The organism is Streptococcus oralis, assembly GCF_016028255.1.
In the GTDB taxonomy this organism is placed as follows: domain Bacteria; phylum Bacillota; class Bacilli; order Lactobacillales; family Streptococcaceae; genus Streptococcus; species Streptococcus oralis_AC.
This window is the reverse complement of the sequence record NZ_CP065707.1, coordinates 1,573,317-1,595,089: the sequence shown is the minus strand read 5'-3', so window position 1 is coordinate 1,595,089 and position 21,773 is coordinate 1,573,317. Positions and strand designations below refer to the sequence as shown.

The 21,773-nt window shown below is 40.2% G+C and carries 23 protein-coding genes and 1 pseudogene; 23 read left to right on the top strand and 1 reads right to left on the bottom strand.

Going from position 1 to position 21,773, the window contains the following annotated elements:
- The first annotated feature begins 8 nt into the window (after positions 1-8).
- Positions 9-845 carry a DegV family protein gene (locus I6G42_RS07790; RefSeq protein ID WP_038805387.1) on the top strand — a complete coding sequence of 279 codons (837 nt, stop codon included), beginning with the start codon at positions 9-11 and terminating at the stop codon, positions 843-845.
- A gap of 107 nt (positions 846-952) precedes the next feature.
- Complete coding sequence (locus I6G42_RS07785; protein ID WP_001284636.1) at positions 953-1,228, top strand: HU family DNA-binding protein; 276 nt, start codon at positions 953-955, stop codon at positions 1,226-1,228.
- Between the two features lie 129 nt (positions 1,229-1,357).
- Here the strand turns inward: I6G42_RS07785 and I6G42_RS07780 are convergent, their stop codons facing one another.
- Complete coding sequence (locus I6G42_RS07780) at positions 1,358-2,344, bottom strand: L-lactate dehydrogenase (protein ID WP_000204720.1); 987 nt, start codon at positions 2,342-2,344, stop codon at positions 1,358-1,360.
- 193 nt (positions 2,345-2,537) lie between these two features.
- On the opposite strand from I6G42_RS07780, the gene gyrA reads away from it, so the two are divergent.
- The 21 genes and pseudogenes from gyrA (at position 2,538) to I6G42_RS07675 (ending at position 21,708) form a co-directional block, all read left to right on the top strand.
- Positions 2,538-5,006 carry a DNA gyrase subunit A gene (gene gyrA, locus I6G42_RS07775; protein ID WP_038805386.1) on the top strand — a complete coding sequence of 823 codons (2,469 nt, stop codon included), beginning with the start codon at positions 2,538-2,540 and terminating at the stop codon, positions 5,004-5,006.
- Complete coding sequence (locus tag I6G42_RS07770) at positions 5,006-5,746, top strand: class A sortase (RefSeq protein ID WP_038805385.1); 741 nt, start codon at positions 5,006-5,008, stop codon at positions 5,744-5,746. The genes gyrA and I6G42_RS07770 overlap by 1 nt, the downstream gene beginning before the upstream one ends.
- A 73-nt stretch (positions 5,747-5,819) precedes the next feature.
- A complete protein-coding gene (locus I6G42_RS07765; protein ID WP_038805384.1) occupies positions 5,820-6,236 on the top strand; it encodes a hypothetical protein in 417 nt (138 codons plus the stop codon).
- Positions 6,237-6,262: 26 nt separating this feature from the next.
- Positions 6,263-6,892 (top strand): hypothetical protein, encoded by a 630-nt coding sequence (locus I6G42_RS07760; protein WP_038805383.1) that lies wholly within the window; start codon positions 6,263-6,265, stop codon positions 6,890-6,892.
- Between the two features lie 131 nt (positions 6,893-7,023).
- Positions 7,024-7,227, top strand: coding sequence for a hypothetical protein (locus tag I6G42_RS07755; RefSeq protein ID WP_038805382.1), 204 nt, complete (start codon positions 7,024-7,026; stop codon positions 7,225-7,227).
- A 37-nt stretch (positions 7,228-7,264) separates the two neighbouring features.
- Positions 7,265-7,605, top strand: a pseudogene (locus I6G42_RS07750) (hypothetical protein).
- Positions 7,606-7,727: 122 nt separating this feature from the next.
- On the top strand, positions 7,728-8,075 hold the full coding sequence (locus I6G42_RS07745; protein ID WP_038805381.1) for a hypothetical protein: 348 nt from the start codon (positions 7,728-7,730) through the stop codon (positions 8,073-8,075).
- 125 nt (positions 8,076-8,200) lie between these two features.
- Positions 8,201-8,998, top strand: coding sequence for a formate/nitrite transporter family protein (locus I6G42_RS07740; protein ID WP_038805380.1), 798 nt, complete (start codon positions 8,201-8,203; stop codon positions 8,996-8,998).
- Between the two features lie 150 nt (positions 8,999-9,148).
- A complete protein-coding gene (locus tag I6G42_RS07735) occupies positions 9,149-10,429 on the top strand; it encodes an O-acetylhomoserine aminocarboxypropyltransferase/cysteine synthase family protein (protein WP_038805379.1) in 1,281 nt (426 codons plus the stop codon).
- Between the two features lie 95 nt (positions 10,430-10,524).
- Complete coding sequence (locus I6G42_RS07730; RefSeq protein ID WP_038805378.1) at positions 10,525-11,799, top strand: DUF2130 domain-containing protein; 1,275 nt, start codon at positions 10,525-10,527, stop codon at positions 11,797-11,799.
- A gap of 25 nt (positions 11,800-11,824) precedes the next feature.
- Entirely contained in the window at positions 11,825-13,057 is a 1,233-nt protein-coding gene (locus I6G42_RS07725) for a hypothetical protein (RefSeq protein WP_038805377.1), read from the top strand.
- Positions 13,050-13,841, top strand: a complete 792-nt coding sequence (locus I6G42_RS07720) for a hypothetical protein (protein ID WP_038805659.1) — start codon at positions 13,050-13,052, stop codon at positions 13,839-13,841. The genes I6G42_RS07725 and I6G42_RS07720 overlap by 8 nt, the downstream gene beginning before the upstream one ends.
- 73 nt (positions 13,842-13,914) lie before the next feature.
- Positions 13,915-14,793: a tRNA pseudouridine(55) synthase TruB gene (gene truB, locus I6G42_RS07715; RefSeq protein WP_038805376.1), complete on the top strand. Its 879-nt coding sequence runs from the start codon at positions 13,915-13,917 to the stop codon at positions 14,791-14,793.
- A gap of 111 nt (positions 14,794-14,904) precedes the next feature.
- Positions 14,905-15,543, top strand: a complete 639-nt coding sequence (udk, locus tag I6G42_RS07710; RefSeq protein ID WP_001181376.1) for a uridine kinase — start codon at positions 14,905-14,907, stop codon at positions 15,541-15,543.
- Positions 15,544-15,670: 127 nt separating this feature from the next.
- On the top strand, positions 15,671-17,011 hold the full coding sequence (gene xseA / locus I6G42_RS07705; protein ID WP_038805375.1) for an exodeoxyribonuclease VII large subunit: 1,341 nt from the start codon (positions 15,671-15,673) through the stop codon (positions 17,009-17,011).
- Entirely contained in the window at positions 16,989-17,201 is a 213-nt protein-coding gene (locus I6G42_RS07700; RefSeq protein WP_000043226.1) for an exodeoxyribonuclease VII small subunit, read from the top strand. The genes xseA and I6G42_RS07700 overlap by 23 nt, the downstream gene beginning before the upstream one ends.
- A complete protein-coding gene (locus I6G42_RS07695) occupies positions 17,198-18,073 on the top strand; it encodes a polyprenyl synthetase family protein (RefSeq protein ID WP_038805374.1) in 876 nt (291 codons plus the stop codon). The genes I6G42_RS07700 and I6G42_RS07695 overlap by 4 nt, the downstream gene beginning before the upstream one ends.
- Positions 18,066-18,881, top strand: coding sequence for a TlyA family RNA methyltransferase (locus tag I6G42_RS07690; RefSeq protein WP_038805373.1), 816 nt, complete (start codon positions 18,066-18,068; stop codon positions 18,879-18,881). Before I6G42_RS07695 ends, I6G42_RS07690 begins: the two co-directional genes overlap by 8 nt.
- Positions 18,874-19,305 carry an arginine repressor gene (locus I6G42_RS07685; protein WP_038805372.1) on the top strand — a complete coding sequence of 144 codons (432 nt, stop codon included), beginning with the start codon at positions 18,874-18,876 and terminating at the stop codon, positions 19,303-19,305. The genes I6G42_RS07690 and I6G42_RS07685 overlap by 8 nt, the downstream gene beginning before the upstream one ends.
- A 6-nt stretch (positions 19,306-19,311) precedes the next feature.
- Positions 19,312-20,979, top strand: coding sequence for a DNA repair protein RecN (recN, locus tag I6G42_RS07680; RefSeq protein ID WP_038805371.1), 1,668 nt, complete (start codon positions 19,312-19,314; stop codon positions 20,977-20,979).
- Positions 20,980-21,708, top strand: a complete 729-nt coding sequence (locus I6G42_RS07675; protein WP_038805370.1) for a metallophosphoesterase family protein — start codon at positions 20,980-20,982, stop codon at positions 21,706-21,708.
- Positions 21,709-21,773: the final 65 nt, after the last annotated feature.

Below are 21,773 nucleotides of genomic sequence, written 5' to 3'. Positions count from 1 at the left end.
TTGAAGATATGACACAAGTAAAAATTGTAACGGATTCCTCTGTTACTATTGAACCAGAAGTAGTTAAAGAATTAAATATCACCGTTGTTCCTTTGTCTGTGATGATTGATGGTATCCTTTATTCTGATGCAGATTTGAAAGAGGGAGAATTCCTTCATCTCATGCAGCAAAGTAAAAACCTACCCAAAACCAGTCAGCCTCCAGTGGGAGTATTTGCTGAAGTTTTTGAAGAACTAGGTAAAGATGGTAGCCAGATTCTCGCTATTCACATGTCCCATGCACTATCTGGTACTGTTGAAGCTGCTCGCCAAGGAGCAAGCCTCTCTAGCGCTGATGTGACCGTTATTGATAGTTCTTTTACAGACCAGGCGATGAAGTTTCAAGTTGTTGAAGCTGCAAAACTTGCCCAAGAAGGAAAAGATTTGGAAACTATCCTAGCTCATGTAGAAGACGTCAAGAATCATACGGAACTCTATATCGGTGTTTCGACATTAGAAAACCTAGTTAAGGGTGGACGTATCGGACGTGTGACAGGTTTGCTAAGCTCTCTTTTGAATATCCGAGTTGTTATGCAGATGAAGGATCATGAACTGCAACCTATTGTAAAGGGGCGCGGTGCTAAGACATTTAAAAAATGGCTTGACGAGTTGGCCGAGACCCTTTCTCATAAATCCGTTGCGGAAATTGGAATTTCCTACGCTGGTACCAATGAATGGGCCAATGAGATGAAGAATGTTTTACAAACTTATGTCGAAAAACCAATCTCAGTACTGGAAACAGGCTCCATCATTCAAACCCATACAGGTGAAAATGCGTGGGCTGTCTTGGTTCGATATCATTCCTAAAAAAATAGAGAAAAATCGTTAGAAATAGCGTTTTTGACTTGACCTGTGGGCAATTTTAGGATATGATTATATTTGTTAATTAGAAATTATTTGGAGGAATTATTAACATGGCAAACAAACAAGATTTGATCGCTAAAGTAGCAGAAGCTACAGAATTGACTAAGAAAGATTCAGCAGCAGCAGTTGACGCTGTATTTGCAGCAGTAACTGAATACCTTGCAGCTGGTGAAAAAGTTCAATTGATCGGTTTTGGTAACTTTGAAGTTCGTGAGCGTGCTGCACGTAAAGGTCGCAACCCACAAACTGGTAAAGAAATCAAAATCGCAGCTTCTAAGGTTCCAGCATTTAAAGCTGGTAAAGCTCTTAAAGACGCTGTTAAATAATGAATGTAGAAAAAGCCTATTGTATCAAGCTTTCTAGCTTGGTCAGTAGGCTTTTTGTTTTGGAAAATATGATTTTATCGTTCTGTGCAAAAAGAAAAAGGCTCCCATGAAATGAGAACCTTCTTTTAATTAGTTTTTAGAAGCTGCTTGGAATTCAGGATTTTTCCATGCTTCATCAATGATTGCTTGCAATTCTTTAGCAGATGCTTGCATTTTTTGAGTTTCAGCATCGTTCAATGGGATGTTTACTGGACGAACGATACCGTGTGCACCAACAACAGCTGGTTGACCGATAAAGACGTTTTCAACTCCGTATTGACCTTCTTGGAAGACTGAAAGTGGAAGTACTGCATTTTCGTCATCAAGGATTGCTTTTGTGATACGAGCAAGTGCTACGGCGATACCATAGTATGTAGCTCCTTTTTTGTTGATGATTGTGTAAGCAGCATCACGAACACCTTCGAACAATTCAATCAATTCAGCTTCTTGAACGTTTTGAGTGTCTTTAAGGAATTCTTCAAGGTTTACACCAGCGATGTTGGCGTGTGACCAAACGGCAAATTCAGAATCTCCGTGTTCACCCATGATGTAGGCGTGAACTGAACGAGCATCAACATCCAATTTTTCAGCAAGTGCTTGACGGAAACGAGCTGAGTCAAGTGAAGTACCTGAACCGATAACGCGTTCTTTAGGGAATCCAGAGAATTTCCAAGTTGAGTAAGTCAAAACGTCAACTGGGTTAGCAGCAACAAGGAAGATACCATCAAAACCTGATTCAACAACTTGTGTTACGATTGATTTGTTGATAGCCAAGTTTTTACCTACAAGGTCAAGGCGAGTTTCACCTGGTTTTTGAGGAGCACCTGCAGTGATAACAACAAGGTCAGCGTCTGCACAGTCAGAGTATTGAGCAGCGTAGATTTTTTTAGGTGAAGTGAAGGCAAGGGCGTGGCTAAGGTCAAGCGCATCACCAACAGCTTTTTCGTGTAATTGTGGAATTTCGATAATTCCAAGCTCTTGTGCAATTCCTTGGTTAACAAGTGCGAAAGCGTAAGATGAACCCACGGCACCGTCACCAACAAGGATCACTTTTTTGTGTTGTTTAGTTGAAGTCATTATCTAAACATCTCCTTCATTTTTTTTAGGGGAATCCCCAGACACTTTCATTCTATCACTTTTAAAAAGCTTTGTCACGAATATTCTATTCGGTTATCGATGTAAACGTTTTAGTAGTTTCAGAAGCCTGAAATAAAGGACATTTTATGGTATAATATATCTAATTACTAATAGTGAAATGAGGCATTTATTAATGCAGGATAAAAATTTAGTGAATGTCAATCTGACAAAGGAGATGAAGACCAGCTTTATCGATTACGCCATGAGTGTTATCGTAGCGCGTGCTCTTCCTGATGTTCGAGATGGCTTGAAGCCTGTTCACCGCCGTATTCTTTACGGAATGAATGAACTAGGTGTTACTCCAGACAAACCTCATAAAAAATCAGCCCGTATTACAGGGGATGTTATGGGTAAATACCACCCGCACGGAGATTCCTCTATTTATGAAGCCATGGTTCGTATGGCTCAGTGGTGGAGCTACCGTTACATGCTTGTGGATGGGCACGGAAACTTTGGTTCTATGGACGGGGACGGTGCTGCCGCGCAGCGGTACACTGAGGCACGTATGAGCAAGATTGCTCTGGAAATGCTTCGTGATATCAATAAAAACACAGTTGATTTTGTAGACAACTACGATGCTAACGAACGTGAACCCTTGGTTTTGCCTGCTCGTTTTCCAAACCTTTTGGTCAATGGGGCAACTGGTATCGCTGTTGGGATGGCAACCAATATTCCACCTCACAACTTGGGTGAAACCATTGATGCAGTGAAGTTGGTTATGGATAATCCTGAAGTGACGACTAAGGACTTGATGGAAGTCTTGCCTGGTCCAGATTTTCCAACTGGTGCTCTTGTTATGGGGAAATCAGGGATTCATAAGGCCTATGAGACTGGTAAAGGTTCCATTGTCCTTCGTTCTCGTACAGAGATTGAAACCACTAAGACGGGTCGCGAACGGATTGTTGTAACGGAATTTCCTTACATGGTCAATAAAACTAAGGTGCATGAACATATTGTTCGTTTGGTTCAGGAAAAACGTCTTGAGGGCATTACAGCCGTACGTGATGAGTCCAACCGTGAAGGGATTCGCTTTGTGATAGAGGTCAAACGCGACGCGTCTGCCAATGTTATCCTTAACAACCTCTTCAAGATGACCCAGATGCAAACCAACTTTGGTTTCAACATGCTAGCGATTCAAAATGGTGTGCCAAAAATCTTGTCCCTTCGTCAAATCTTGGATGCTTATATCGAGCACCAAAAAGAAGTGGTGGTTCGCCGTACCCGTTTTGACAAGGAAAAAGCAGAAGCGCGTGCGCACATTTTAGAAGGTCTTTTAATTGCACTAGACCATATCGACGAAGTGATTCGTATCATTCGTGCCAGTGAAACAGATGCGGAAGCGCAAGCTGAGTTGATGAGCAAGTTCAAGCTTTCTGAACGTCAAAGTCAAGCTATCCTTGATATGCGTCTTCGTCGTTTGACAGGATTGGAACGTGATAAGATTCAGTCAGAGTATGACGAATTAATTGCCTTGATTGCAGATTTGGCTGATATTCTTGCTAAACCTGAGCGTGTAGCTCAAATCATCAAAGAGGAATTGGACGAGGTCAAACGCAAGTTTGGTGACAAACGTCGTACCGAGTTGATGGTCGGAGAAGTCTTAACTCTTGAAGATGAAGATTTGATTGAAGAGTCGGATGTCTTGATTACTCTCTCTAACAAGGGTTACATCAAACGTTTGGACCAAGGTGAGTTCACTGCTCAAAAACGTGGTGGTCGTGGTGTCCAAGGTACGGGAGTTAAGGATGATGACTTTGTGCGTGAGTTGGTTTCAACCAGCACCCATGATCATTTGCTCTTCTTTACCAATAAAGGACGAGTATACCGACTAAAAGGTTATGAAATTCCTGAATATGGTCGTACAGCCAAAGGATTGCCAGTTGTCAATCTTTTGAAGTTGGACGAGGGTGAGAGCATTCAGACCATTATCAACGTTGAGTCTGAACGTAGTGATGATGCTTATCTCTTCTTCACAACTCGTCACGGTATCGTGAAGAGAACCAGTGTTAAAGAATTTGCTAATATTCGTCAAAATGGGCTGAAGGCCTTGAATCTCAAGGATGAAGACGAATTGATTAATGTTCTATTGACAGAAGAAGATACGGATATTATCATTGGTACCAAGTTTGGTTATGCTGTTCGTTTTAATCAGTCAGCCGTTCGTGGCATGAGCCGTATCGCGACAGGTGTCCGAGGAGTCAATCTTCGTGAGGGTGACACAGTAGTTGGTGCTAGCGTGATTACAAACCAGGACGAAGTCCTTATCATCACTGAAAAAGGTTATGGTAAGCGTACCCTTGCTACTGAATATCCAACTAAAGGACGTGGTGGTAAAGGGATGAAAACAGCCAATGTTGCTGAGAAAAATGGTCCTCTTGCAGGTCTCCTCACTGTTAAGGGGGATGAAGACCTGATGATTATCACAGATACAGGTGTCATGATCCGTACAAATGTTGCCAATATTTCACAAACAGGACGCTCAACTATGGGAGTGAAGGTGATGCGTCTAGACCAGGATGCTAAGATTGTGACCTTTACAACGGTTGCTGCGGCAGAAAAAGAAGAGGTAGCAACAGAAGAGAAAACAGAGGGTGAAGCATAATGTCTCACAGAAAAATAAAGAAGAATAACCGTAAAAATATACTAATCAATATTTTAGCTGGATTTTTAATTCTTCTATCCCTTGCCTTGATTTTTAATGCTCAAATTCGTGACCTCTTTATGGTTTGGAATACCAATAAATACCAAGTCAGTCAGGTGACTAAGGAAAAGATTGAGGAAAATAAAGAGACAGAAGGAAATTTCGATTTTGATTCTGTCAAATCCATTTCATCGGAAGCGGTATTAGCCGCCCAGTGGGATGCTCAGCAACTTCCAGTTATCGGAGGAATTGCCATTCCTGAAGTAGAGATTAACCTGCCTATTTTTAAAGGTTTGGATAATGTAAACTTGTTCTACGGAGCAGGAACCATGAAAGCAAATCAGAAAATGGGGGAGGGCAACTATTCTCTAGCTAGTCACCATATCTTTACTGCTGAAAATGCTAGCCAGATGCTCTTTTCACCTTTGGTCAATGCCAAGGAGGGAATGAAAATCTATCTGACTGATAAGGATAAGGTATACACCTATGAGATTCGTGAGGTGAAGCACGTAACGCCTGATCGCGTTGATGAAATTGAAGACCGTGATGGTATCAAAGAAATCACATTGGTGACCTGTGTCGACTATGATGCGACAGAGCGAATCATTGTTAAAGGAGATTTTAAAGAAGTTAAAGCATATTCGGAAACATCTGATGATATCTTAAGTGCCTTTAATAAACCATATAAACAGCGTTATTAACCTCAAAAACCGGTGAATTGTATTTTTCACTGGTTTTTGTCAAATAGAAGCGTCAGTCAAAGGAGAATAATGCATGTTCGAATATTTTTGGATTGGAATGAAAACGTTGTGGAAAAATCCTGTCTTTATTTTTTCCATTTATTTATTAGCATCTATTCTTTTACTAATTCTTTGGCGTCGTTTTATAATTGTCCGTCGTAGTGGTGGAAACTTTTTCTCCCCATTTCATATCGCCAAAGGCAGGTTTTATATCCATAATGCCTATGTATTTTCAAAGCGAATCATCCCTCTGAATGACATCAGAAGGATTGATGTCAAATGTGTTCAAAGTGTCAAATTGAATGGGGCAAGGTATCATGTGTGTATTGAACAGAAAGACAGAAAGCCCCTATCATTTTTCTGTGGCAAATCAAAACAGAATGATCTCCTTGTGAAGAATCTAAAGAATGAAACTAAAAACTACCATATTAGAATTGTAATAGATGGATAAGTGTTTAGCTTAAGAAAGGAATGATCATGGATAAGCTACAAGAAGTCAGAGAAAATGAACAGTTAAGGACCTTACTGATGACTGAATGTGATATTTATTTTTATGACAAGATAAGTGAAGTTCAGTTTTCAGGGAACAATGAGGAATACTCTCTTGCCTGTAAGGCATTTGCTCAAGAAGGTAGTGGGGGAGAATATGTTTTTCTCGAAGATAACAGCATAGGCTTTATCGGAAGTGAGGGGCAAGTGGGGAGAGTAGCAGAAAGTCTGGATGACTTACTAACATTCCTACTTCACGCAGGTTGTATTTCAGATTTTAGCTGTCAGTATCTTTATCAGAATACAGACTTATTGAAAGCATTTTGTAGGGGCTATGTGTCTAAAATACGAGAAAGCTATCAGGCTAAGCAGGAAAATTGGGATCTGGTACGAGGAAATATGGCTCAAAAACTATCACTTGATTTCAATCCTAAAAAACTAGAAGAAGTAGCCATGACATTTTATCAAGCAGTGGCACGGGAGCCTGTCTTTTCCTGTAAGTATATAGACGGTGAAGAAGAGTATACCTGCGATTCAGTCTTGTCGGACATTGTAGGCTTGTGGACGACAGAACTTGTAGGTATGAGTAGAGAAGAAATTGAAAACTATAAAATTTGATAATGTATGATGCTTGCAAGATGATCATTCAACTTTAATGGTATCTTTTCAATGTGAGAGGAAGCTGATCAGTAGATTGAAAGATTTATCGTAAGTAACCGAAGGATGCCTGACATAAGAGAGGATAGATAATGAGTCAGTTAAGAGAAAAGTCTTTCGTTACGCTCAAAGAAGACATAACAAGTAGTTTTCCATTTGACAAGGATCTTCCTATGATATTCTTGGGAGAAATTGCCAATATGGCTGGACACGGAATCTTCATAGGAAAATCGGGGAAGTCTTATTTTGGATATCATATTTCACATTTTAGAGAACTAAGTGAAGATGAGATATAGGACTTTCGCAGTAGGAAAAATAGATGAGGAGTTGAGAATGAATAATCAGATTGACTTGGTACTTCCGAACGTATACGCAGAATTCTTGAGTAAAATGGACAAGGCAGGAGAGTTTGTAATAGAGAATACAGGTATCACCTTATATTCGAGGTTAGATTTGCTAGAAAGAAACTCCACCTACCAAATAGAAGGGTGGGAACCTGATTTTTTCCTGATTGGGCAAGATGGGGATGTCGCTTTTTTATAAAGAAAGATTCTGACGACACTATTTATATGAATGATTGGGGGGCATTAGGTTCACTGGAAATGAAACCCATATCTTTGAATATTTTCGAGTTTGTAAAACAAGCGAGTGAACATTATGATGATATCTTCTAATCATTGCAAGTGTTGTTATTTTATCGTACGCGTGTGTGGAAGACATTTTTATGAAATCATTTGAACATTTTGATTAATGTTAATAAATTTTTAGTAAATGATAATGATTTGGAGAGTGAACAATGAATTTTGATGAGAGTTTACAGCAATACACTTATGAGCATGAGGGAGTGACCTTTGTTTGGGACGAAGAGCCTGATTGTGACTTTATAGATAAAGTTGAACTGTTATCAAAAAATTATCAGGAAAATCTCAATAGAATTATCAACTTTATGCTAGCTGATCTTAAGGAAATGTATGGAGAAGTCAGCGAGGAAGATGTGAAGAACAAGCTGGGGAAACCTATCATTGACTACAATCAAGGAACAGTTAGTTATTGTGAGCAAACCTTCGATGACTGGCACCTATTTGAGTTTGAATTTTTGGATGATCAATTTGAAATATTGAAATGTTTTTCTGTTAATGGGTAAAGGAGAGATTTATGGAATTCCCCCAATGCCTTGATTTTCTTTGTAGAAAACGTATACAAGAAAGGCTTTTCAAAATGCGTGCTTTATGTTATAATATTCACAAATAAAAGTTTTAGGAGTTTTTTATGGTCTCTTCAGAATTTATCTCAAAGATTGAATTTGCTTGCAAGAAGAAAGAAAGTCTTTATAGCCAAAGTAAGTTTAAGTATGCGATTCGTTCCATGTTTGCAGGTGCCTTTTTAACATTTAGTACAGCTGCAGGTGCAGTTGGGGCTGACTTGATAAATAAAATCGCACCTGGTAGTGGACGCTTCCTCTTCCCATTTGTTTTTGCTTGGGGATTGGCTTACATTGTTTTCTTAAATGCTGAGTTGGTAACTTCAAATATGATGTTTTTGACAGCTGGTAGTTTTTTGAAGAAAATTTCATGGAGAAAAACGGCTGAGATTTTACTTTACTGTACCTTCTTCAACCTCATCGGAGCTTTGATAGCAGGTTGGGGCTTTGCCCACTCAGCAGCCTATGCAAATCTAACACATGATAGCTTCATTTCAGGAGTTGTAGAGATGAAGTTAGGTCGTTCCAATGAGTTAGTCTTGCTTGAAGGTATTTTAGCCAATATCTTTGTAAACATTGCCATTCTCTCCTTTGTTTTGGTGAAAGATGGTGGGGCCAAACTTTGGCTTGTTTTGTCAGCAATTTACATGTTTGTATTCTTAACAAACGAACACATTGCTGCGAACTTTGCTTCTTTTGCGATTGTTAAGTTTAGTGTTGCAGCGGATTCAATTGCAAACTTTGACATTCCTAATATTCTTCGTCACTGGGGTGTGACCTTTATTGGGAACTTCATTGGGGGCGGTCTCTTGATGGGATTACCATACGCTTTCCTCAATAAAAACGAAGATACTTATGTCGATTAAAGAAATGAGCACGAGTTAATCGTGCTTTTTTGTTTGATGTGTAAGACTAGTCATAGTTGTTCCTTATATCAAAATATAGAAAAACAGTATTGGAAAAGACTAGCCCAAGATGATACAATATCCGTAATGAAGCTATTTGGAGGTCGTCTTATGACTCGTGATTTTAAATTTGAAACCCTACAATTACATGCTGGGCAAGTAGTTGATCCAGCGACCAAATCTCGTGCAGTACCGATTTATCAAACAACATCCTTCGTTTTTGATGACACGCAGGAAGGTGCTGATTTGTTTGCCTTGAGAAAATCAGGGAACATTTATACTCGTATCACAAATCCTACAACAGCAGCCTTTGAGGAAAGAATCGCTGCTCTTGAAGGTGGTGTTGGAGCTCTTGCAACAGCATCAGGTATGGCTGCTGTAACATACACTATTTTGGCGCTTGCTCATGCAGGTGACCATGTAGTGGCAGCATCAACTATTTATGGTGGGACCTTCAACCTCTTGAAAGAAACCCTTCCTCGTTATGGGATCACAACAACCTTTGTGGATGTGGATAATTTGGAGGAAGTAGAAGCAGCTATCAATGACAATACAAAGCTTGTCTTGATTGAAACCTTGGGGAATCCCTTGATTAACATTCCTGACTTGGAAAAATTGGCTGAGATTGCGCATAAGCACCAGATTCCACTTGTTTCGGATAATACTTTTGCCACACCATATTTGATTAACGTCTTCTCTCACGGTGTAGATATTGCCATTCATTCAGCAACTAAGTTTATTGGTGGGCACGGTACGACTATTGGCGGTGTCATCGTGGACAGTGGTCGATTTGACTGGGCAGCTTCAGGAAAATTCCCTCAATTTGTTGAGGAAGACCCAAGTTACCATAATTTGAGTTATACTCGTGATGTGGGTGCAGCAGCCTTTATTATCGCCGTTCGTGTTCAATTGCTTCGTGATACAGGTGCTGCCTTGTCACCATTTAATGCCTTTCTCTTGCTCCAAGGACTTGAAACTCTCTCTCTTCGTGTTGAACGTCACGTGCAAAATGCAGAGAAAATTGTTGATTTCCTTGTCAACCATCCTAAGGTAGAGAAGGTAAATTATCCAAAACTAGCTGACAGTCCATATCATGCCTTGGCTGAGAAATATTTGCCAAAAGGTGTTGGTTCAATCTTTACCTTCCATGTCAAAGGTGGAGAGGCAGAAGCCCGCAAGGTGATTGATAATCTGGAAATCTTCTCTGACCTGGCAAACGTAGCAGATGCCAAATCTCTTGTTGTCCATCCAGCCACAACTACTCACGGTCAATTGTCAGAAAAAGACCTAGAAGCAGCAGGTGTCACACCCAACCAAATTCGCTTGTCGATCGGACTTGAAAATGTAGAGGATTTGATTGAAGATTTGCGCTTGGCCTTGGAAAAAATTTAAAGTAAAAGAAGATAAACAGTGGGTTTCGACTCACTGTTTTTGATTTTCCATCAGGCATGATATAATGGTTACAGAAGTCTAGAAAGAGGAAAGTTATGAACGAAATCAAATGTCCCAGCTGTGGGGAAGTCTTTACAGTAAATGAAAGTCAGTATGCCGAACTTTTATCCCAAGTGAGAACGGCAGAGTTTGATAAGGAATTACACGATCGCATGGAGCAGGAGCTGGCCTTGGCTGAGCAAAAGGCCATGAATGAGCAACAGTCCAAACTGGCTCAAAAAGATCAAGAAATTGCTCAATTACAGAGTCAAATCCAAAAGTTTGATACAGAGAAGGAATTGGCCAAGAAAGAAGTTGAACAGACAAGCCATGAGGCCTTATTGGCCAAGGACAAGGAAGTACTTGCCTTGGAAAACCAACTGGCTACCTTGCGTTTAGAGCATGAAAATCAACTGCAAAAGACCCTTTCTGACTTAGAAAAAGAACGCGATCAGGTTAAAAATCAGCTCCTCTTGCAAGAAAAGGAAAATGAGTTATCTTTGGCTTCCGTTAAGCAGAATTACGAAGCTCAACTTAAGGCAGCTAATGAACAAGTCGAATTTTACAAGAACTTTAAAGCTCAACAATCCACAAAAGCTATCGGGGAAAGTTTGGAACAGTATGCAGAGAGTGAGTTCAATAAGGTTCGTAGTTTTGCCTTTCCAAATGCCTACTTTGAGAAGGATAACAAGGTTTCTGCGCGTGGTTCTAAAGGTGACTTTATCTTCCGTGAGTGCGATGAAAATGGAGTCGAAATCATTTCCATCATGTTTGAAATGAAAAATGAAGCGGACGGAACAGAGAAAAAACATAAGAATGCGGATTTTTACAAGGAATTGGACAAGGACCGTCGGGAGAAGAACTGTGAATATGCCGTTTTGGTGACCATGTTAGAAGCAGATAACGACTACTTTAACACAGGGATTGTTGACGTCAGCCACGAGTATGAAAAGATGTATGTGGTTCGTCCTCAGTTCTTTATCCAGTTAATTGGTCTCCTGCGAAATGCGGCGCTTAATTCCCTAAAATACAAACAAGAGTTGGCCTTGGTTCGCGAGCAAAATATCGATATTACACATTTTGAGGAAGATTTGGATGCCTTTAAACTAGCTTTTGCTAAAAACTACAACTCTGCTTCAACCAACTTTGGTAAAGCAATCGATGAAATCGATAAGGCTATTAAGCGTATGGAAGAGGTCAAGAAGTTCCTGACCACATCCGAAAACCAACTCCGCCTCGCAAACAATAAATTGGAAGATGTTTCAGTTAAAAAATTGACCAGAAAAAATCCAACCATGAAAGCGAAGTTTGAAGCGCTGAGGGGGGAGTGAGGTTACTTTAAAAACAGGAGTTCCTATGAAAAAATCTTTGAAATTCTCGGAAATTTATATTGCTTATTTACCATTAATTGTATTTTTTCTTAATCTCCTATATGGTCTTTTAAATATTGAAGGCGTAGGCGATACTGACTCAAGATATAATTTAATCTTTGCTATTTTTGGATTTATTCCAACTATATTCGGTTATGGAATTAGTTTTTTGGCTAATCTTCTGGTGGGGATATCTTATGTGCGAAAAGCAAAAAATGAATCGAAACGCATCATTGCTTTTCTATTGATTGGAAATATTTTTTTAGCAATTTTTCTGATTTTTTTGCTAAGATTTAAAATGATCGTTTCCTTTGACTTTATAAAAGATATTGACCTTTGGAGTTTCATTTTTTCATTATTTTTATTTCCGTATTTAGATTGGATTTATCAAAAGGAAGACTATAATCCAAAATTAAGTCGCAAGTTACTTATTCTATTTTTGATTGGTATTTTTTCTCCATTTGTAGGAAGTAGAATTCAAATCCACTTTAGAAATAATGCTAAAGTTCAACAATTAAAAGAGTTTTATTCTTCTAGGGGAATGAATTATGATGTTGCTCTTAAAAGCGTAGAAATAGATAGTAACGTTTCAGATATTAGTATTTTTGATGTATCGGATAATGGGATAACGATTCAAGTAGGTGCTAAGTACATTCGTCAAAAATTAAAATATGTTACTTTCATTGATGAACAATATGGCCTAAAGGAATTTATAAAAAATGCTGTTTCAAGTGATGAAGCTCAAATAGTTCTAAAAGATTTTAGATCAGTAGTGGAAGATGCTATTAAAAAGAAAGGTTATGATTTATCTGTATTTGATGCTGAAGATCAGCCATTAGCTAGTCCAGGTTTTCAAATATCACGTTCATTTAGAATCACTTCTTTTATTAAAGAAAAAGCAGTTCAAAATCAAAACTCATCTAGTCCAGAAAAACAAGCATTTGGAGGATATGCAGCAATTTCTCCTAAAGACTATATGAAAGAGGGAGCCCTTCGTTTACGTTTAACACTTAGTGAACGTGACAAATTGAAGTTAGATGACATTGATTTTTCAAGACTCTCCGATGGACACTACATGATCAATAATGACTATTTTATAGTGAACAACGGAATGTATACAATAGTTGAAGATGAAGATGATTTTGAAAATTTTTTACTGAGAGAATTTAGTAAACAATTTTATTTGGAGGATTTTTATAAAATTGAAAAGCTTGATTAAATTATTAGCAAATAAAGATGTAAAATTTCTTTATAATATTTGTATTCGATTATCTTCATATTTAGTAGTTGTTGCAGTTTATATAGCAATTTTGGGTTTGTTTTTATTGTTTAAACAAAATATTATTGCAGTACGTTATCTGTTATTTTTGTCGGTATTATTTATAGTTATTGGCATCTTTTTAAGTTTATTGACATGGAAAGTTCTTCTATATTGGAAGGAGACTTTGATTGATTTTAAGAAATATCAATCTTTCTTTGAACACAGTGTTAGTCATTCCAATAAGTTTAATAAGAAATTTAATGAAGTAAGTTTTGAATTAATCACAGGAGAATTATCTTACCTCAGAGGAGATTTTTTATTAGCACTTAGTCAATATTCAAATATCAATCTTTCTAATATTTCTAAAAAAAATAGAAAAATATTTGAATTTAAGAAATTATATTATGAATTTCTATCTTCTATCCATCTTCAAGATGCGCAAGGTATTGCTTTCATTGAGGAACAATTGTCCAAGGCTGCAGATTGTAAAGGTGGTAAGGCTAAATTCGTTGCACAAGCCCAAACCATAAAAGATATTGTGTTTAATAAAGAACCAAACGACTACTTCGATACAACTGAACCAGAAAATAAGCTAGCTCGAATCAAGTTCTCATATTACGGAGCTCTCAATGCTCAGCTAAAAGGAGATGAAGCTCGTGTTCGTAGTTTGTTTGAAAGTATCGCCCATGAAAATCCAGAACTCTTTTATGTACAGGAAGCTAGGAAGTATTTAGAAAAATGAGCTGATATAGTTTTAAAATCTGTCTAAGATAGAATATGTTGATGTAAAGTAAAAAGGGAAATATAAAGCAAAAATGAACGGTATTATCAACTTAAAAAAAGAAGCGGGGATGACCTCGCATGACGCTGTTTTTAAACTGCGTAAGATTTTGGGAACCAAGAAGATTGGTCATGGTGGGACCTTGGATCCGGATGTGGTCGGGGTTTTGCCGATTGCGATTGGCAAGGCGACCCGCATGGTCGAGTTTATGCAGGATGAGGGCAAGGTCTATGAGGGGGAAATCACTCTTGGTTATTCCACAACGACCGAGGATGCTAGTGGGGAAGTGGTCGCAGAGACACCCGTTTTGTCACCCTTGAATGAAACTATTGTCGATGAAGCGATTGCCAGTCTGACTGGCCCTATTACCCAGACTCCGCCTATGTATTCAGCTGTCAAGGTCAATGGTCGTAAGCTCTATGAGTATGCGCGTGCTGGTCAGGAAGTGGAGCGTCCAGAACGTCGGGTGACTATTTATCAATTTGAGCGGACTAGTCCGATTTCTTATGAGGATCACCTCGCACGTTTTACCTTTCGTGTGAAATGCAGTAAGGGGACTTATATCCGTACCTTGTCAGTTGACTTGGGAGAGAAGCTGGGTTATGCGGCCCATATGTCCCATCTGACACGGACTAGTGCTGCAGGGTTACAACTGGAGGATGCTCTTACCTTGGACGAAATTGCTGAAAAAGTGGAGGCTGGTCAGCTGGACTTTCTCCATCCTCTTGAGATTGGGGCAGGGGACCTTGTCAAAGTTTTCCTAACTCCAGAAGAGGCTACAGAAGTGCGCTATGGTCGTTTTATCGAGCTAGACCAAACAGACAAAGAATTGGCTGCCTTTGAAGGTGGTAAATTGCTTGCCATTTTAGAAAAACGAGGCTATCTCTACAAGCCAAGGAAGGTTTTTGGCTAGTCTTACTGGGTGTAAGTATTAGAATTGTTATCCATAATCTATCCAAATCAGACTATAAATTTTGCAAAAAATATGATAGAATAGACGACGGATAAAAAAACGGAGGATAGCATGCAAAATAGACCAATCATTATCGGAGTGACAGGTGGTTCTGGTGGTGGTAAAACTAGTGTTTCAAGAGCCATTTTATCGCACTTCCCTGATGAAAAGATTTCCATGATTGAGCATGATTCATACTACAAGGATCAGTCTCACTTGACCTTTGAAGAGCGTGTCAAAACCAACTATGACCATCCATTTGCCTTTGATACAGACTTGATGATCGAGCAGATTAAGGAATTGTTGGCGGGACGGCCAGTGGACATTCCGACTTATGACTATACAGAGCATACACGGAGTAGCAAGACCTATCGTCAGGAGCCTCAAGATGTCTTTATCGTTGAGGGGATTCTGGTCTTGGAGGACAAGCGTCTGCGCGATTTGATGGATATCAAGATTTTTGTGGATACGGATGATGATGTGCGCATTATTCGTCGTATCAAGCGTGATATGGAAGAGCGTGGCCGTAGTCTTGACAGCGTTATTGACCAGTATTTAGGTGTGGTTAAACCCATGTACCACCAGTTTATCGAGCCAACTAAGCGTTATGCTGATATCGTCATTCCTGAGGGAGTCAGCAATACAGTTGCTATCGACCTTTTGACGACCAAGATTGCAAAGATTTTGGAAGAAGCTCGAAACAGCAAATAATCAGATGTGGAGGCCTTGCCTCCTTTTTCTATTTTTCACTCATAATGGTACATAAATGGAGATTTTTAGGCATATTTTTGGTATAATAATACCCATGAAAGAGCAAGGAAATGAGTAGTAGGTGGAGATGGAAAAGTATTTATCGGTAACAACTTTGACCAAGTATCTGAAAATGAAATTCGATAAAGACCCTTACTTGGAACGGGTCTATTTAACTGGTCAAGTTTCCAACTTTCGTAAACGACCTACTCACCAATATTTCTCCCTGAAGGATGACCATGCAGTTATTCAAGCGACCATCTGGTCTGGGATCTATCAGAAACTAGGTTTTGACCTCGAAGAAGGGATGAAAATCAATGTGATTGGGCGAGTTCAGGTTTATGAACCGAGCGGTAGCTACTCTATCATCATTGAAAAGGCTGAGCCTGATGGGGTTGGGGCGCTTGCGATTCAGTTTGAACAACTCAAGAAAAAATTGACAGAAGAAGGTCTGTTTCAAGAACGCTTCAAGCAACCTCTGCCCCAATTTTCTAAGCGTATCGGCGTAGTAACAAGTCGTAGTGGAGCTGTTATTCGAGATATTATCACGACTGTCAGCAGGCGCTTTCCTGGTGTTGATATCCTTCTCTATCCGACTAAGGTGCAAGGTGATGGATCGGCGGAGGAAATTGCTCGAAATATCGCGCGTGCCAATCAACGTGACGATTTGGATTTACTGATTATTGGTCGTGGTGGTGGTTCCATCGAGGATCTCTGGGCCTTTAACGAAGAAATTGTGGTACGAGCTATTTTTGAATCTCGTTTGCCAATCATTTCTAGTGTGGGGCATGAGACAGATGTGACCTTGGCGGATTTTGTGGCAGATAGACGGGCTGCGACACCGACTGCTGCTGCTGAACTAGCAACACCTGTGACCAAGTTGGATCTATTAGCTCATTTGCAAAATCAGGAAAAACGGATGGCGACAGCAGTCCGAAATGTCCTATCAAGGAAAAAAGAGGCTTTGAAAAAATGCAGTCAGTCTGTTATCTTTAGACAGCCAGAGCGCTTGTATGATGGTTATTTGCAACGGTTGGATCAACTGCAACTGCGTTTAAAACAAAGTTTGCGAACACGGATTTCCGATAACAAACAGCTAGTCCAAGCAAGGACGCATCAACTGGTACAATTATCACCTGTTACCAAAATCCAACGCTATCAAGATCGTCTAGGTCAGTTGGACAAGCTCCTACGTAGCCAAATGGCGCTTGTTTATGATGCCAAGGTTGCTGAGGTGAAGAGACTTTCAGAAGCTTTGTTGATGTTGGATACCAGTCGAATCGTGGCGCGTGGCTATGCGATTGTCAAAAAAGAAGATTCTGTTGTGGATTCAGTTGAGATGTTGAAGAAAAAAGACCAAGTGACGCTTTTGATGCGAGATGGTCAAGTAGAATTAGAGGTTAAAGATGTCAAAACAAAAGAAATTTGAGGAAAATCTAGCAGAACTGGAAACCATTGTCCAAAGTTTGGAAAATGGTGAAATTGCTTTGGAAGATGCGATTGCGGCCTTTCAAAAGGGCATGGTCTTGTCAAAAGAGCTCCAAGCGACACTGGACAAGGCTGAAAAGACCTTGGTTAAGGTCATGCAAGAAGACGGAACAGAAAGTGATTTTGAATGAAGAAGCAAGAAAAATTAGCTCTTGTCGAGTCGACCTTGGAAGATTTTTATGGAGACCAGCAGTTTGCTTCTAGTCTACGAGAGTCCGTTCTCTATTCCATTCATGCTGGGGGCAAGCGTATTCGGCCTTTTCTCTTGTTAGAGGTTCTGGAAGCCTTGCAAGTCGCTATTAAACCAGCACACGCGCAGGTGGCTGCGGCCTTGGAAATGATTCATACAGGGAGCTTGATTCACGATGACCTTCCTGCCATGGATGATGACGATTACCGTCGAGGGCGTTTAACCAATCATAAGAAATTTGGTGAAGCAATGGCTATTTTGGCTGGAGATGCTTTATTCCTAGATCCATATGCCTTGATAGCGCAGACAGATTTGCCAAGTCAAATCAAGGTGGATTTGATTGCCAACTTATCCCTTTCTTCAGGAAGTCTAGGCATGGTAGCAGGTCAGGTTTTAGATATGGAAGGCGAACACCAGCATTTGTCCTTGGAAGAACTTCAGACCATTCATGCCAATAAGACTGGAAAATTACTAGCCTATCCCTTCCAAGCAGCTGCTATCATAGCTGAATTAGCGCCTGAAATCCAAACAAAATTGAAAACTGTAGGTGAATTGATTGGGCTGGCTTTTCAAGTAAGAGATGATGTACTGGATGTGACAGCTAGTTTTGAGGAAATCGGCAAGACACCACAAAAGGATTTACAGGCAGAAAAGTCAACCTATCCTGCCTTGTTGGGCTTGGAAGAGGCCATTGCCTTTTGTAACCAAACTTTGGATCAAGCCGAGGCTAAATTAGAAGAAATCGCCCAGCAAGTCAGCTTTGAAACAGCGCCGATTGTGAAAATAGTAGAAAGTTTGAGAATCAATGGCTAAGGAAAGAGTGGACGTACTAGCTTATAAACAGGGTTTGTTTGAAACGCGTGAACAAGCCAAGCGTGGTGTCATGGCTGGTCTAGTCGTAGCAGTCCTGAATGGAGAACGCTTTGACAAACCAGGAGAGAAAATTCCAGATGACACCGAGTTAAAACTCAAAGGTGAAAAACTCAAGTATGTCAGTCGAGGTGGTCTAAAACTGGAAAAGGCTTTGCATGTCTTTGATTTATCAGTGGATGGCGCAACCACGATTGATATTGGGGCTTCCACTGGAGGATTTACTGACGTCATGTTGCAAAATGGTGCTGAGTTAGTCTTTGCAGTTGATGTCGGCACCAATCAGTTGGCTTGGAAATTGCGCCAAGACCCACGGGTTGTCAGCATGGAGCAGTTCAATTTCCGCTATGCTGAAAAGACTGATTTTGAGCAGGAACCGAGCTTTGCCAGTATTGATGTGAGTTTTATTTCCCTCAGTTTGATTCTGCCAGCCTTACACCGAGTCTTGGCTGATCAAGGGCAGGTTGTGGCTCTGGTTAAGCCCCAGTTTGAAGCAGGTCGTGAGCAGATTGGAAAGAATGGAATCATTCGCGATGCCAAGGTTCATCAACATGTCCTTGAATCTGTCACTGCTATGGCAGTTGAACAAGGTTTTTCAGTGTTTGGATTAGACTATTCACCAATCCAAGGTGGACATGGAAATATTGAATTTCTGGCATATTTGAAAAAGGAAGAGGGAGCAAGTAACCAAGTTGCCCCTGAAATAGAAAAAGTTGTAGAGAGAGCACATAGAGAATTTAAAGATGAATAAAAAAGAGAGACTTGAAAAAATTAGAAGATTTGTAACAGATTATCAAATCGGAACACAGGAAGAAATCGTTGAGCATTTAAAAGAAGCAGGTATCTCTGCCACTCAAGCGACGGTGTCACGAGATATTAAGGAACTGGGTATTGTAAAAATTCCCTTGAAGAACAATAAATACATCTATGAATTGCCAAAAACAATTGTAAGAAGTTTGCAGTTGGCTGAGAATAACATAGTAGGTTCTGAGCGCATGGGAAATATGATCAATCTGGATGTCATTCCTGGGAATACTGCCTTTGTCAAAGGACAGCTGGTGGACGCTTTTTCAGAGCAGATTTTCAACTGTTTGGCAGACGACAACTCAATTTTGATTATCTTGAGAAATGAAGAAGACGCCAAGGAAATGTTTGAACAAGTAAAAAATTGGTAGGTTTATATGTTACTTGAAATTTCGATAAAAAACTTTGCCATTATAGAGGCGATTTCGCTCAATTTTGAAAAAGGCATGACAGTCTTAACTGGTGAAACAGGTGCTGGGAAATCGATCATCATCGATGCTATGAACATGATGTTAGGAGCTAGAGCGACTACAGATGTTATTCGTCATGGTGCTCCCAAGGCCGAGATTGAAGGACTTTTTTCTGTTGAGAATAGCCGTTCTTTACAAGAACTCTTTGAAGAGCAAGGGTTGGAGTTGGGGGATGAAATTATCATCCGTCGTGAAATTCTTCAAAATGGGCGAAGTGTAAGTCGCGTGAATGGGCAGATGGTCAATCTTTCTGTTTTGCGTGCAATTGGCCAGCATCTTGTCGATATTCATGGTCAACATGACCAAGAAGAGTTAATGCGTCCGCAACTGCATATCCAGATGTTGGATGAGTTTGGTGATGCAGCTTTCTTGGACTTGAAGGAGACCTATCAGACAAGCTTTGACGCCTATCGCAAAATGCGCAAGCAGGTTCTTGAAGTCAAGAAAAACCAGCAGGAACACAAGTCTCGCATTGAGATGTTGGAATTTCAAATGGCAGAGATTGAAGCAGCAAACTTGCGGGCTGGTGAAGACTTAGCTCTCAACCAAGAACGAGATAAGCTTCTCAATCATAAAAATATTGCGGATACGCTAACTAATGCCTACACTATGTTGGACAATGAGGAATTCTCCAGTCTTGCTAATGTCCGTTCCGCCATGAATGACATGGAAAGTGTTGAAGAATACGACCCTGAATACCGTGAAATTTCAACTTCTCTATCAGAGACCTACTATGTTTTAGAAGATATTACCAAGCGTTTGGAAGATATCATTGAAAATCTAGATTTTGATGCCAATCGCCTCATGCAGGTTGAGAATCGCTTAGACCTTCTGAATACTATTACCCGTAAATACGGTGGGACTGTGGACGATGTTTTGCTTTATTTTGCCAAGATTACGGATGAGTACAATCTCTTGACGGGTAATAACCTTTCTTCCGAAGACATGGAAGCAGAGCTCAAGAAATTGGAAGTTAATCTTGTTGATTTGGCAGGTCAGCTTGCATCTGCTCGTCATGATTTGGCCCAGCAACTCGAAGCTGAGATTAAGCAGGAATTGCAAGACCTCTATATGGAGAAGGCACAGTTCCAGGTTCGCTTTAGTAAGGGCAAATTTAGTCGGGAGGGGAATGAAACGGTCGAGTTTTACATTTCCACCAACCCAGGTGAGGACTTTAAACCCTTGGTTAAGGTTGCATCTGGTGGGGAATTGTCTCGTCTCATGCTTGCTATCAAATCTGCCTTTTCTCGTAAAGAGGGCAAGACCAGTATTGTCTTTGATGAGGTGGATACGGGAGTTTCAGGTCGTGTGGCCCAAGCCATAGCTCAGAAGATTCATAAGATTGGCCAGCATGGTCAGGTTTTAGCAATCTCTCACCTACCACAAGTAATTGCCATCGCGGATTATCAATTCTTTATTGAAAAGATTAGCGATGAGCACTCAACGGTGTCGACGGTTCGCCTCTTGACTTTAGAAGAACGAGTAGAGGAAGTAGCTAAAATGTTGGCTGGGGAAAATGTAACCGAAGCTGCCCTTACCCAAGCCAAAGAATTATTGCAAACGAGGGAGAAATAAATGACAGATTATTATGTAATTGGAGATGTCCATGGAAAAGCTAGTATGCTGGAAGACCTTCTCAAAACTTGGGATGGTCAGACCCAGTTGCTTTTTCTAGGGGATTTGATTGACCGCGGTGAGGATAGTCGCTGTGTTCTTGAAATGGTTAAGGACTTAGTGGACAATCAAGGGGCTATCTGTTTGTCAGGAAATCACGAGTATATGTTTTTGACTTGGCTCGATGACCCAGAAGAAAGTTATGACCACTATCGCCGCAATGGTGGTGATACAACCATTAACTCTATTTTAGGTCGTCCCTTGGATGCACCAGTTGATGGCGTAGAAGATGCCAAACGTGTTGCGACAGAAGCAGCGGACTTGGTCGAATTTATTCGTCAAATGCCATTTGTAGTAGAGACAGACAAGTATATCTTTGTTCACGCAGGTATTGATTTGACTTTGGATGATTGGCATGAAACCACAGATTACAAGAAAGTCTGGCTCAGAAAACCATTCCACGAAGCTGAAAATCATACCGGGAAAACCATTGTCTTTGGGCATACACCGGTTTATGGTTTGCTGAAGCAAGACCGAGGTACTGCTGAGCTTTGGATGACAGAAGATGGCAAGATTGGCATGGATGGAGGAGCTGTCTATGGCGGTGTCCTTCATGGAATCGTCTTTACAGACCAAGGAATGACAGAACACCACTTTATCGAGAATGATGGTTTTGTTGCCGAAGATTAGTACTCCTAGCAGGGTATGGTCTTGTCAAAATGTTAAAAACAATTTATAATTAATAGATACCCTGA